This is a genomic window from Pseudomonas sp. PvP009, from assembly GCF_017832995.1.
GTDB lineage: Bacteria > Pseudomonadota > Gammaproteobacteria > Pseudomonadales > Pseudomonadaceae > Aquipseudomonas > Aquipseudomonas syringae.
Genome location: NZ_JAFIBG010000001.1, coordinates 1,450,961 through 1,463,583 on the forward strand (window position 1 = coordinate 1,450,961; position 12,623 = coordinate 1,463,583).

Below are 12,623 nucleotides of genomic sequence, written 5' to 3' on the forward strand. Positions count from 1 at the left end.
TTTGATCTGCTGATTGGTGGGGAGTGCGTTTTCTAAACGCTGAATCATCTTTTCATCGACTACTACACTTCAGCCTTATCTGCTGTTCGTCCTACAGGCCAGCCAGGCTTTTCAACGAGCGGGTACTGCGCGCCGCGTGTTTGGTAAAGCCCCTCCAGATTGCTCCTTTCGAGCAAGGCAACCTGAATGTTCTGGATTACTTATGAGGCGATCAGCCCCGGTAGTAAATTCTGGAAGCGGATGTTGCTCACCACCTTCTTGGTCCGGTCATGCAGCTGGTATTGTAATACTTGGACGGCTCGCACCCAGCATCAGAACTTTTTGGTTTTTGATACTGCGGCACTGATGGCGCTCTGAGGTTGCCCCCTGAGTCCGAGGGAAGTCTTGCGATTCAGCAAAAGGGTCCTAACCCTAGAGCCCAGGTTAGCGTCAACTGCCTACGGTACCAGTAAAAAGACGCTTGTTCAGACCCTGCGGCTGGCGATAGCGCAACGATGCGCGCGAGGGCCGTCTCCGTTACGGGGTGATCAGAGCAAGGGAAAAAGTAGGAAAATCAAGGTCTAAGACAGACTCACCTGCTTGCAACGCTACTACGGTTTCGTGTAATGTGACATAAATAACATTGTTGGTGCGTATACGATGAGTATTGGTAGCAGTGGTAGGATCGTCATAGAAATCGATCCGTCCTTTAAACGAGAGTTATATTCAGCTCTCGCCAAAGATGCTAAGTCACTAAAGGAATGGTTTTTAGAGTCGGCTCAGGTCTATGTCGGATCGGGGAAAATTTCCGATATGGATAATGTTGTGCATAATGATCAAACCCCAAAGCTACCAGTTAGTGCCGGGCAAATAGTCAGCGGAGGAGGAAATGAGTGAGTTTTTACCAGTAGAGCCCAAACAACGTCACATAGAGTTTGAGATTGGTGAGCCGGCCTCCGAAGTTAAAGTAGAACTAGCGTTTGAACGAAAGCTTGAGCTTGGTGTCACTTTTAAAGATAGTATGAAGCAGGGCGCGTTTGGATGGTACCCATATGTAGAGGGGTTTTCTGCCAAATATATTACGGGTATTCTAGATAGATTCCAGCCAGGCAATGTTTATGATCCATTTGGCGGGTCAGGTACTACATGCTTGGCCGCTTCTAGGCTAGGTGTGCAATCCTACTATAGTGAGATAAATCCCTTCATGGCTTTCGTCACTGAGACGAAGGTGAATAGCTCGATTTGGGCTAGTTCAAATCAGAATTTTTTTCACGATGTTTGTAAAGATTTCATCGGCAAGATACGCTCAAAAGATTTCGAGAAAATGGTGCGAAAGGTCGATATTTCTAGTTATGAGCAAGCGTTTCCTAACAGAGATTTTTTTGAGTTAACTGATGTTCGAGAGCTACTTTGCGCGCGAAATATTGCTCTAGAGTACGAGAGCGTTCATCCGCATGCGAAGAACCTGCTACTTCTCGCCTGTGCCGCCAATACAGTAAAATCTTCAAATATGACGCGTCGTGCGGATCTAAGACGTCGCAGGCCGGATGAATACAAAAATAGGGTTGTAGATGTAAAAGCATTCGTTGCTGACAGTGTAATACGTATGTGCAGTGACGTCGCGGCTATGCCTAATAAATTAGTTTCCACTGTCATGGTATCTGCGAATGCCATGAGTATCTCGGATGATTTTGAAAGCAGATTTGAGTTTGCTTTGACTTCTCCTCCATATTTAAATGGAACCAATTACTTTAGGAATACGAAGATTGAACTTTGGCTTGCAGGCTTTATTAGTAGTGAAAAAGATTTGAGTGGGTTTAATCGGCAGGCTATTACCGCCGGAATAAGTAATGTTACGAAGAATAAACCAGACGATTTAATATTTCCCGCCGTCGAGCTTGTAGTTAATGAGCTTTTGGCTGTCGCAACCGATAGCCGTATTCCTCGGCTGGTGCGGCATTATTTTTCGGACATGTATATGATGTTTTCTCAAGTGCTCAAAGGGCTCGTGCCAGGCGGAAAATTCGTGCTTGATATAGGGGACTCAAAATTCTACGGTGTTCATGTTAAAACTGATATTTTACTGGTAGATGTTGCTAAAGCCGCTGGGTTTAATGTAGACGCCGAATGTGTAATTGCTAGAAGACACTCACGTGATAAAACTGAGCTAAAGCAGGTAGAGATTGTCTTTTCAAAGCCAATGATTTCAGCCGGGAACCGATAGTGCTAAGTAAAGAAAAATCTCTGCATCAAGCCGCAGCTAGATTCCATCAGGATATGCCCTTTCAAAATGGGGCGTTTTCAAAGAGAAACTGGGGGCATGCACTACATTCGCTCTGTTCGTATCAGGGGAAGTTAAAGCCTGCGATGGCTCACTGGCTCGTTAAGGAGTTTGTTCCTGAAGGAGGTCGGCTGCTTGATTTGCTTGGCGGTGTTGGTACGATTCCTTTTGAAGCCGCGCTACAGGGGCGTGAGGCTGTATCTAATGATAAAAGCCCTTTTCCAGCAACAGTCGCAACTGCGAAGCTTGATCCTCCAACTCTAGAGGAGGCGCTTTCCGCTTGGCAGAATCTTTGGCTAAAAATTGAAGAAGTAGAATTATCAAGTAGTGATATTGATGCAGCACATTTTGGGCTCAATGGTAAAGTGTGTGAGTATTATCATCCCGATACTCTGAGAGAGGTTTTGAAGGCGCGCAATCTTTTCTTAGAGGGATCGTACGTTAGTAAAGAAGAAAATTTTGCTTGGGCATCACTTTTACATGTTCTGCACGGGAACAGGCCGTATGCACTCTCCCGAACTTCGCATCCGATAACACCATTCAGCCCGTCTGGAGAGTTTGTATATAAAAGTGTGTATGAGAAGGTAAGGAACAAAATATCGACTGCGTTGAAAACCCCATTACCAAATGAGTTTTTGCCTGGAGTTGGATTGTACGGGGATTTCAGAGACCTGAATTCAAAAGATATTGGTTTGTTTGATGCAATAATTACGTCGCCTCCGTTTTTAGGGATGAGATTCGATCGTCCGAATTGGCTTAGACTTTGGTTTTGCGGTTGGTCTGAGGTTGACTTTCATGAGCGAAGTCTTGGATTTCTCGAGCGTCAGCAAATTAAATCTTCGGAGTGTTATGCCGAATTTATAGATCAAGCTGCTGCGCTGCTGAAACCTTCCGGTACTCTAATCATACATATTGGTAGTGGAGACGGAAAGGGGAAACGGCTCGATGTCGATATCGCAAATCTAGCAGCTGCAAAATTTAACTTGGTTTATGAAATTAAAGAGGATGTAAGTCAGGCGCAAAAACACGGTATAAAGGACAAGGGGATGACAAAGTATAATCATTTACTTTTTTATGTAAAGAACCAATGATGTGAGTTAGTGGTAGCGTCTATGTAGTTAGCTACCACTAGTTTTGCTCCTTTAAGAAGGGCTACTCTAGTTGGTCTAGAGCGACCTCTGGTGGGCGTTGCGAGTATTCCTTTTCTATTTTTTCATATAAAGTCGGATCTTGCTGTTTCAATATTTGAATGATATTTATTGAAGGGTTTAACTCACTCACCTTTCGCGCGATAGCGAAGAAAGTGCGTGGCTCCCAGCCATGTGCAAACCTTGGTAGGTCTGCGAGCATGCGATTAAGTTCTGGCTCGTTGAGAGATTTTTTGTTCAAGTCGCTTACGGGTAATCCTGTTATCTGAGAAAGCCGAGATATTTGGTCTGAAGTGTAAAAATCTACAGGAAATTTATCTTTCTTTTCATTGTTGCAACCTGAGCAAAGACAAGTTGCAAATTCATCAATGGGCCATAAATATGCGAGTGGCCTTGTATGATCAAGATGGAAACCATCCAGGGCAACTTTAATTTGACACCTAAAGCATTTTCTTTCAAATCTCTCCCAGACTTGACTTCGTAATCCTGCACCCGTGCGCTCTTTGATTTCCAATAGACGTTCCGGCTCACGTAAAAAGAATTTCCGCTCTCGCGTTATGACTGACGATTCGTGCAGCTGATCCGGAGTCCTAGTGCTATTCAAGGCGTCATTTATGCGCCATTTTTTACATGCTCTACACTCATTTTGGTGCATTGTTTTTTTTGCGTTATGTTTGTGGAAGGCTAATGCTCCTAATCGATTGGGGTCGATTGGAAGCTGGCGCGCACAATACGAGCACTTTTTTAGATTTATAATTCTGCCGTCTTCTAAGCTGAAGTGTGTAGAATCATTCGTATCAATATCCATATTTATTGCTGTATTGTGTTGCAAGTAAAAAGTTTCCGGGATTATATGGAGCGAATCGATTTGGGATATGTCTTGTAGGGCTTCGCCATCGATGGACGAAAGTGGCGATCCGCTAGTCAATCCCCACACATCAATTTGGATTTGGCCGCTCCATTCCAGAGAAAGCTTAAATTCGTTACCGTATACATTAGGAATCAGATCTCCGATGCGTCTCCAGTTATTTTCCAGCTCCACATTTTGTGTTTTATTGATTCCTCGGCTGTCAATTACCTTGATCGTCATTGCTACTGGATGGCTGGCGGCCAAGTAGCCACCCCAAGCTTGCGCTCTACTACCGGGTGTTTCGATGGGGTTAGTGAGCACAAACTTATGAGGACCGTTCCCTGTAACAAAAATTTGCTTGGTTATCTCTTGGAATACGTCTTGATAATCTCTAGCTGATTTATAGTTGTCATCACGTGATTGAGTGACCAAACGTCGCATTCTTTTCTCCCTGAGTTATCGTGCTCAAAAGCGCGGCTTTTTGGGTAAGCCTGATTTTTTGTGATTTAGGATTTCCTTATGTCACCACATATTTTCTTCCAGGCAGGTTTAAGGTATACAGATTTTGCTCTGGCTTAGGTTTTGTAAGACCATAAAGTGATAAGTACAGAAAATTTGATACGGTCAGATAATTTGCATGAGCGCGGCGGCCTACCGATTCGTTACTTTTGTATTACTACGGTAGTCAATGTCGCCATATTGCCTCATTATAACTACTTTATAAGCTCCTCAATCGCGCGGAGCGAGCGACGTTTAAGCCCATAGAGACGAATATTTCACATTTTAAGCAATATTCGAGCCATGACTTTGCGAGGTCTAGATGAACCGTATCCTGATCGTTGAGGACGAGGCTGTCATTCGTTCAGCCCTAGTCCGTCTTCTGGAACGAAACCATTACAAGGTCAGTGAGGCGGGCTCGGTGGCGGACGCTCAGGAGCGATATGATATCCCATCATTCGCTCTGATTGTTAGTGACCTTCGCCTGCCTGGCGCTCCTGGGACGGAACTGATTAAGCTCGGTCGAGGTAAGCCTGTGCTGATTATGACGAGCTATGCCAGCCTCCGCTCCGCAGTGGATTCAATGAAGATGGGAGCAGTTGACTATATTGCTAAGCCCTTTGATCACGACGAATTGCTCCAAGCGATCTCTCGCATCCTCTCAGATCAAAAAAGCTTTGAGTCTGAGCGCTGCGCCGATCGGTCTATGATAGATAGCGGGGGTGGCCAGGTTGATCACCTGAGCAGCAAGGTGGATATCGGAATTATCGGGTCCTGCCCACCTATGCAGCAGCTTTTTGGAAAGATTTTTAAGGTCGCGCCGACTGATTCTAATGTACTAGTTCAGGGTGAGTCTGGTACAGGAAAGGAGCTAGTTGCTAAGGCGCTACACAATTTATCGCGGCGAGCTAAGGCACCAATAGTTTCCGTTAATTGCGCTGCAATCCCGGAAAGCTTGATTGAGTCCGAGCTGTTTGGTCATGAAAAAGGTGCTTTTACTGGAGCCGGCGCGGGACGGGCGGGCTTAGTCGAGGCTGCTGATGGCGGAACATTATTTCTTGACGAAATTGGGGAGTTGCCACTTGAAGCTCAAGCGCGGCTTTTGCGAGTGCTTCAAGAGGGAGAAATTCGTCGCGTCGGCTCAGTGCAATCACAAAAGGTAAACGTCCGCGTCGTAGCTGCAACGCATCGAGACCTCAAAAGTATGGCTAGGGTAGGTCAATTTCGTGAAGATTTGTACTACCGTCTTCATGTCATTGCGTTGGTACTTCCACCTCTACGTGAAAGAGGCGAGGACGTCCTTCAAATTGCCCGAGCGTTTCTCATTAGCCAAAGTGTACGTGCTGCGCGCACTGGTTTGAAATTCTCTCCAAGTGCAGAGAGTGCAATTTTGCGTTACTCCTGGCCGGGGAATGTTCGGGAGTTGCAGAACGCTGTAGAGCGGGCGGTTATCATGTGCGAAACCTCAGAGATATCTGCGGACGCGCTTGGCATTGACATTGATATGAGCGCGCTGGATGAGGACTTTATTTCTGTCACCACGCAGCAGGACAGCGCAGAACATGAGCCGGCTGATGGTCTTTCATTGGAGGACTATTTCCAACACTTTGTTCTGGAACACCAAGGCCACATGACAGAGACTCAGCTGGCTAGCAAGCTGGGGGTAAGTAGGAAATGCTTATGGGAGCGGCGTCAGCGCTTAGGAATTCCCCGTCAGCGTTCAGCTCCACCTAGCGAGGTTTGAGCTATTCTGAGAGGCGCGAAGAAGCACTCGTCGGCATTTTGTGTTTTTGAGTGGATGATGTAGGTTTGCGGCGAGGGCTAAGCTAATTTGATTAGCTTGATACTCAGATAATAAAGGGCATCCTGTAAGTAGCCCTTTATTATGCCAATTTCATTTGCTGCCTGAAGCCATTTATTGGTTAGTCACGACTTCATGAACGGGTCGCTTAGACCATAAGCTGATGTCTCATCAGATTCTGATGAGACGGTTTCAGCTTTTAATGCGACTCCACGTAAAGGTGCATCAATCCCAGCTCAAAGCCCCACCCGTCTGATACTCAATCACTCTCGTCTCAAAGAAATTCTTCTCTTTCTTCAAGTCCATGATCTCGCTCATCCAAGGAAACGGATTAGTCGTCCCAGGATACTCTTCCTTCAGCCCGATCTGGCTCAAGCGACGGTTAGCGATGAATTTCAGGTAGTCCTCCATCATCGCCGCGTTCATGCCGAGTACGCCGCGGGGCATGGTGTCGCGGGCGTATTCGATTTCCAGCTGGGTGCCTTGCAGGATCATCTGCGTGGCTTCTTCTTTCATCTCGGCATCCCACAGGTGTGGGTTTTCGATTTTGATCTGGTTGATCACGTCGATGCCGAAGTTCAGGTGCATGGACTCGTCGCGCAGGATGTACTGGAACTGCTCAGCGACGCCGGTCATCTTGTTGCGGCGGCCCATGGAGAGGATCTGGGTGAAGCCGCAGTAGAAGAAGATGCCTTCCAGTACGCAGTAGTAAGCGATCAGGTTGCGCAGCAGCTCTTTGTCGGTTTCGACGGTGCCGGTTTCGAACTTCGGATCGGAGATCGAACGGGTGTATTTCAGACCCCAGGCTGCCTTTTTGGCGACCGATGGGATCTCGTGGTACATGTTGAAGATCTCGCCTTCATCCATGGCCAGCGATTCGATGCAGTACTGGTAGGCGTGGGTGTGGATCGCCTCTTCGAAGGCCTGGCGCAGGATGTACTGGCGGCACTCCGGGTTGGTGATCAGGCGGTACACGGCCAGCACCAGGTTGTTGGCAACCAGCGAGTCGGCAGTGGAGAAGAAGCCCAGGTTGCGCATGACGATGCGGCGCTCGTCGTCAGTCAGGCCTTCCGGGTTTTTCCAGAGGGCGATGTCGGCGGTCATGTTGACTTCTTGCGGCATCCAGTGGTTTGCGCAACCGTCCAGGTACTTCTGCCAGGCCCAGTCGTACTTGAAAGGTACGAGCTGGTTGAGGTCGGCGCGGCAGTTGATCATCATTTTTTCGTCAACGGCGACGCGGGCGCTGGCGCCTTCGAGCTCGGCCAGGCCTTCAGCGACGTCCAGTGCGTCCAGCGCTTTCTTGGCGCGGATCAGGGCAGCGGAGTCGGCGGCTGTAACGGCGCGGGCTTCTTGTGCAGCCAGGCCACCGGCGCTGTCGAGGCGGTCCATGTTGGCTTCGTTGGCGTGGCCGGCGTTGGTCGCTTTGGCGACTACTTCGCCGTCTTCTTTATCGAATTCGTCCCAGCTCAGCATGGTGTACTTCTCCTGCTTGAGGGTCAGTCGGGTGGACTGGCCTGTTGGATCCAGAGGGGGTGTTGCTTGCTTTTAAGGTGTTGCGCGCAAGGAACATGAATTTTTGGCTTTTGAGGCCTTTGGGTCAGGAGGCGGGCGGTAAGGGTAGGTTTCCCTTACCGGCCTCTTCGCGAGCAAGCTCGCTCCCACAGTTCTAAACGCGCTGTGGGGGCGAGGTGGGTTGCCTTACTGGCAAGCCTCACAATCCGGCTCGTCGATTGCGCAAGCCTTTGGCACTGGGGCCGGGCCGGCCGGTGCTGCTTCGGTTGGACGCGGGGCGGTGATCGCCGAGTCGTCCGGGCCGTGGCCGCCGCTCGATACTGCGTTGAGCTTGCCGGTGTTGACGGTGGACTTCTCGGTGCTGGTCGCGGCCAGGGCACGGAGGTAGTAAGTGGTTTTCAGACCACGGTACCAGGCCATGCGGTAGGTCACGTCCAGCTTCTTGCCCGAAGCGCCAGCGATGTACAGGTTCAGCGACTGAGCCTGGTCGATCCACTTCTGACGACGGCTTGCCGCGTCGACGATCCACTTGGTGTCCACTTCGAAGGCAGTCGCGTAAAGCTCCTTGAGCTCCTGCGGGATGCGCTCGATTTGCTGTACCGAACCGTCGTAGTACTTCAGGTCGTTGATCATGACCGAGTCCCACAGGCCGCGGGCCTTGAGGTCGCGAACCAGGTACGGGTTGATCACGGTGAATTCGCCGGACAGGTTCGATTTCACGTAGAGGTTCTGATAGGTCGGTTCGATCGACTGCGACACGCCAGTGATGTTGGCGATGGTGGCGGTCGGTGCGATGGCCATGATGTTCGAGTTACGGATACCTTTCTGCACACGGGCACGAACCGGCGCCCAGTCCAGGGTTTCCTTCAGGTCGACGCTGATGTACTTCTCGCCACGCTGCTCGATCAGGATCTGTTGCGAATCCAGCGGCAGGATGCCTTTGGACCACAGCGAACCCTGGAACGTCTCGTAGGCACCGCGCTCGTCGGCCAGGTCGCAGGACGCCTGGATCGCGTAGTAGCTGACCGCTTCCATGGAGGTGTCGGCGAACTGCACGGCAGCATCGGAACCGTACGGGATGTGTTGCAGGTACAGCGCGTCCTGGAAGCCCATGATGCCCAGGCCGACCGGACGGTGGCGCAGGTTGGAGTTCTTGGCCTGCGGTACTGAGTAGTAGTTGATGTCGATCACGTTATCGAGCATGCGCACGGCTACATCGACGGTGCGCTTGAGCTTGTCGGTGTCCAGCTTGCCGTCGACGATGTGGTTCGGCAGGTTGATCGAGCCCAGGTTGCAGACCGCGATCTCGTCCTTGTTGGTGTTCAGGGTGATCTCGGTGCACAGGTTCGAGCTGTGAACCACGCCCACGTGCTGCTGCGGGCTACGCAGGTTGCACGGGTCCTTGAAGGTCAGCCAAGGGTGGCCGGTTTCGAACAGCATCGAGAGCATCTTGCGCCACAGATCCTTGGCCTGGATGGTCTTGAACAGTTTGATCTTGCCTGGGTATTCGGTCAGCGCTTCGTAGTACTCGTAACGCTCCTGAAAGGCCTTGCCGGTCAGGTCGTGAAGGTCCGGTACTTCGGATGGCGAGAACAGGGTCCACGGGCCGTCGTCGAAGACGCGCTTCATGAACAGGTCAGGGATCCAGTTGGCGGTGTTCATGTCGTGGGTACGACGACGGTCATCACCGGTGTTCTTGCGCAGCTCGATGAACTCTTCGATGTCCATGTGCCAGGTTTCCAGGTAGGCACAGACAGCGCCCTTGCGCTTGCCGCCCTGGTTAACCGCAACGGCGGTGTCGTTGACCACTTTCAGGAACGGTACGACGCCTTGCGACTTGCCGTTGGTGCCCTTTATGTACGAGCCCAGCGCACGAACCGGCGTCCAGTCGTTGCCCAGACCGCCTGCGAATTTGGACAGCATGGCGTTGTCGTGGATCGCGTGGTAAATGCCCGACAGGTCATCCGGCACGGTGGTCAGGTAGCAGCTGGACAGCTGTGGACGCAGGGTGCCGGCGTTGAACAGGGTCGGGGTCGACGACATGTAGTCGAACGACGACAGCAGGTTGTAGAACTCGATGGCGCGGTCTTCACGGGCTTTCTCTTCGATTGCCAGGCCCATGGCCACGCGCATGAAGAAGATCTGCGGCAGTTCGAAACGCACGCCATCCTTGTGGATGAAGTAACGGTCGTACAGGGTTTGCAGGCCCAGGTAGGTGAACTGCTGGTCGCGCTCGTGGTTGATCGCCTTGCCGAGTTTTTCGAGGTCGAATTCGGCCAGTACAGGGTTGAGCAGTTCGAACTTGATACCGGCGGTGACGTAGGCAGGCAGCGCCTTGGCGTACAGGTCGGCCATTTCGTGGTGGGTGGCGCTGTCGGCGACACCGAGGAAACCCAGGCCTTCGGCGCGCAGGGTGTCCATCAGCAGGCGGGCGGTGACGAACGAGTAGTTCGGCTCGCGCTCGACCAGGGTACGGGCGGTCATGACCAGCGCGGTGTTGACGTCTTTCAGCGCCACGCCGTCGTACAGGTTTTTCAGGGTTTCGGTCTGGATCAGGTCGGCGTCGACTTCCGCCAGGCCTTCGCACGCTTCGGTGACGATGGTGTTCAGGCGGCCCATGTCCAGCGGCGCAAAGCTGCCGTCGGCGCGGGTGATGCGGATCGACGGGTGAGCCTGGACCTGCTCTTCGGGGGCGCGAACGGCACGCTCCTTGGCGCGCGAGTCACGGTAGATGACGTAGTCGCGAGCTACTTTCTGCTCGCCGGCACGCATCAGCGCCAGTTCGACCTGATCCTGGATTTCTTCGATGTGGATGGTGCCGCCCGAAGGCATGCGACGCTTGAACGTCGCGCTGACCTGTTCGGTCAGGCGGGCAACGGTGTCATGGATGCGCGACGAGGCAGCAGCATTGCCGCCTTCAACTGCAAGAAACGCCTTGGTGATGGCAACGGTGATCTTGTCGTCCGTGTAGGGAACGACAGTACCGTTACGCTTGATCACGCGCAGTTGACCGGGGGCAGTGGCAGACAGATCCTGCTGGGTCTGGCTTGCCTGCGGCGCGCCGGTCGGCGAGTTCTCGCGAGTTGTGTCTGTTTGCATGTGTGACTCCACGTTCTTTAAGTTTGTTCGGGCATTGCTGCCCACCATTTCGTTTAGAGCAGTCAGTCGCAAGAGGCGACCAAAGGGCTCCAAAACGAAGGTGAAAGCGGGGGTCTGTCGCCGCTTCCAGGTTTTGAAGCCAAAAAGGACCGGGCTATGCCCGATCCTTCGAAAATCTGATCAAGAGTGCGTGTTCGATGTTGCAAAACGTGTACGGGATGGCTCTGGCTCATGCGCGAGCGTCTTGGTGCCTAAACTGGCCTGAAGTTCAACCCCTCAGACGCAACAAAAATGCTTGAATTTCCCATTTGAGTTGTGCTGGCGTTTTTATTCAAAACCCCACATGTAGGGTGTGCCTCGTCGCTGGGCTACAAGATAATGCGTTTTGGACATGAATTGCAACGCACCGCTTGTGGATAAAGTGTGTGTAGTTTGTGTATGAATCGCACACCGTGCGTGTAGGCCGCATAACTACTGGATCGTGACCGTTTGTCACCGATTTTTGTAGGCACTGGCGATGTACTGATGATTTTTGAGGGCGCGAACCCTATCACAAAAAAACGCTGCTGCAAGGCCGTTCTGGCATGTCATGTGCTATGCCGCGTGCGGTGGCGTGTGATCCGCGCAAGGGTTGCTACACTGGCCTGCGACGTGGTGCCGCAACCCCTGCGTTGCAAAAACAAAAAGCGGTCGATAACGACAAGGAAAGATGGCTGTGGAACCACACACCTGGCGCGTGCTGATCGTCGAGGATGACCAGCGACTGGCCGAACTGACCAGCGACTACCTGCAGAACCACGGCATGCGCGTGAGCATCGAAGGCGACGGCGCGCTGGCGGCGGCGCGGATCATCGCCGAGCAGCCGGATCTGGTGATTCTCGACCTGATGCTGCCCGGCGAGGACGGTTTCAGCATCTGCCGCAGCGTGCGTGACCGTTACGACGGACCGATTCTGATGCTCACCGCGCGCACCGATGACACCGACCATATAGAAGGACTCGACACCGGCGCCGACGATTTCGTCTGCAAACCGGTGCATCCGCGCGTGCTGCTGGCGCGTATCAAAGCCTTGCTGCGCCGCAGTGAAGCGCCGCAGGTGCCGGCTGCCGAGTTGCGCCGTCTGGTGTTCGGCCCGTTGGTGGTGGACAACGCACTGCGTGAGGCCTGGCTGCGCGAGCAGAGCATCGAGCTGACCGGTGCCGAGTTCGACCTGCTGTGGCTGCTGGTGGCCAACGCCGGGCGCACGCTGTCCCGCGAAGAGATCTTCACCGCGTTGCGCGGCGTGGGGTACGACGGGCAGGATCGCTCCATCGATGTGCGTATCTCGCGTATCCGCCCGAAAATCGGCGACGACCCCATTCATCCGCGTCTGATCAAGACCGTGCGCAGCAAGGGCTATCTGTTTGTGCCCGAAGCCGCGCAGGACATCAGCGGCCACGTGTTCAGCGGCTGACC

Annotated in this window: 8 protein-coding genes; 5 read left to right on the plus strand and 3 right to left on the minus strand. The window is 52.2% G+C overall.

Features of this window, described 5'->3' with window-relative positions; genetic code table 11:
* Positions 1 to 639: 639 nt before the first annotated feature.
* Genes JOE29_RS06360 through JOE29_RS06370 form a run of 3 tightly spaced genes read left to right on the plus strand, consistent with a single transcriptional unit; the run spans position 640 to position 3,351 of the window.
* Entirely contained in the window at positions 640 to 876 is a 237-nt protein-coding gene (locus JOE29_RS06360) for a hypothetical protein (protein WP_210079109.1), read from the plus strand.
* A complete protein-coding gene (locus tag JOE29_RS06365; RefSeq protein ID WP_210079111.1) occupies positions 869 to 2,203 on the plus strand; it encodes a hypothetical protein in 1,335 nt (444 codons plus the stop codon). Before JOE29_RS06360 ends, JOE29_RS06365 begins: the two co-directional genes overlap by 8 nt.
* Complete coding sequence (locus tag JOE29_RS06370) at positions 2,203 to 3,351, plus strand: hypothetical protein (RefSeq protein WP_210079113.1); 1,149 nt, start codon at positions 2,203 to 2,205, stop codon at positions 3,349 to 3,351. The genes JOE29_RS06365 and JOE29_RS06370 overlap by 1 nt, the downstream gene beginning before the upstream one ends.
* 61 nt (positions 3,352 to 3,412) lie before the next feature.
* On the opposite strand, the gene JOE29_RS06375 is transcribed toward JOE29_RS06370, so the two are convergent.
* Positions 3,413 to 4,699, minus strand: a complete 1,287-nt coding sequence (locus tag JOE29_RS06375; protein WP_210079115.1) for a hypothetical protein — start codon at positions 4,697 to 4,699, stop codon at positions 3,413 to 3,415.
* Positions 4,700 to 5,078: 379 nt separating this feature from the next.
* Here JOE29_RS06375 and JOE29_RS06380 point away from each other — a divergent pair, with 379 nt between their 5' ends.
* Complete coding sequence (locus tag JOE29_RS06380) at positions 5,079 to 6,500, plus strand: sigma-54 dependent transcriptional regulator (protein ID WP_210079117.1); 1,422 nt, start codon at positions 5,079 to 5,081, stop codon at positions 6,498 to 6,500.
* A 282-nt stretch (positions 6,501 to 6,782) separates the two neighbouring features.
* Here JOE29_RS06380 and JOE29_RS06385 read toward each other — a convergent pair whose 3' ends face one another.
* The gene (locus JOE29_RS06385; RefSeq protein ID WP_002554639.1) at positions 6,783 to 8,030 is read right to left on the minus strand and encodes a ribonucleotide-diphosphate reductase subunit beta; all 1,248 of its coding nucleotides are present in this window, start codon (positions 8,028 to 8,030) and stop codon (positions 6,783 to 6,785) included.
* 225 nt (positions 8,031 to 8,255) lie between these two features.
* On the minus strand, positions 8,256 to 11,168 hold the full coding sequence (locus JOE29_RS06390; protein ID WP_003418215.1) for a ribonucleoside-diphosphate reductase subunit alpha: 2,913 nt from the start codon (positions 11,166 to 11,168) through the stop codon (positions 8,256 to 8,258).
* Positions 11,169 to 11,883: 715 nt separating this feature from the next.
* Between JOE29_RS06390 and JOE29_RS06395 the strand changes: the two genes are divergently transcribed.
* Positions 11,884 to 12,621, plus strand: a complete 738-nt coding sequence (locus JOE29_RS06395; protein ID WP_210079119.1) for a response regulator — start codon at positions 11,884 to 11,886, stop codon at positions 12,619 to 12,621.
* Positions 12,622 to 12,623 lie beyond the last annotated feature (2 nt).